This is a genomic window from Actinoallomurus acaciae, from assembly GCF_042429965.1.
Classification (GTDB): Bacteria; Actinomycetota; Actinomycetes; order Streptosporangiales; family Streptosporangiaceae; genus Actinoallomurus; species Actinoallomurus acaciae.
This window is the reverse complement of the sequence record NZ_JBHLZP010001194.1, coordinates 1-828: the sequence shown is the minus strand read 5'-3', so window position 1 is coordinate 828 and position 828 is coordinate 1. Positions and strand designations below refer to the sequence as shown.

At 76.4% G+C, this 828-nt stretch carries 1 protein-coding gene and 1 pseudogene; both read left to right on the top strand.

All coding sequences use genetic code 11. The annotated features are described in order from the left end of the window. On the top strand, window positions 1-405 hold a 405-nt coding region (locus ACFFNX_RS51580; RefSeq protein ID WP_378213839.1), incomplete at its 5' end, for a Trp biosynthesis-associated membrane protein. 46 nt (window positions 406-451) lie between these two features. Further along, window positions 452-828: pseudogene (locus tag ACFFNX_RS51575) on the top strand (winged helix-turn-helix transcriptional regulator); the annotation flags it as partial.

Below are 828 nucleotides of genomic sequence, written 5' to 3'. Positions count from 1 at the left end.
GTCATCGCCGCCCTGGGCTGGGCCGGCCTCGCCGGGATCGCCGCGCTCCTGGCGACACGCGGCTGGGTGCGCGTCGCCGCCGGCGTGCTGCTCGCGGCGTTCGTGGTGGTCGCCGCGATCGCCTACCCGGCCGCCGTACGCCATGCCCACGTCGTCGCGGCGGCCGGGGAGAAGAGCAACCTGGCCCGGCTGGGCGGCGAGGTCGCGGTCCATCTCAGCGCCTGGTGGATCCTGTCGCTGGCGGGCGGCGACTGGCTGGCCGCCGCCGGCCTGCTCACGATCGTGCGCGGTCGCCGCTGGCCGGGAATGTCCGCCCGGTACGATCGCCCGGGTGCCGCGCCACCCGCCGGTGACGACCCCGCGTCGCTGTGGAAGGCACTCGACCGAGGCGACGACCCCACCTGAGTCTCTGCGTCCTCGGCGCCCGGCGGCATCGGGAGGGAGGGCCGAGATGGACACCCCGATGGAGACGGACCGCGACGGGATCGTCCTCGTCGTCGAGCACGACCCCGGCGTCGCCGACCTGGCGCGGCTGTACCTGTCGCGCGAAGGGTTCGACGTGCACGTGGTGACCGAGCCGGCGGGCGCCGTCGCGGAGGCCCGGCGGCTGCGGCCGGACGCCGTCGTGCTCGACCTGACCACGGGCGTGCGGGAAGAACTCACCCGCGCGATGGGCGCCACGCCGGTCGTCTGCGTCGTCCCGGACGGCGAGACGGGCACGAGCCCGTACACCGTGCCACGCCCGTTCAGCCCGCGCGTCCTCGTCACGATGGTCGCCCGCGCGCTCGGCGCGCAGGCGCCCGAGGCCCCGCGCGAGGGAGTCCTGCG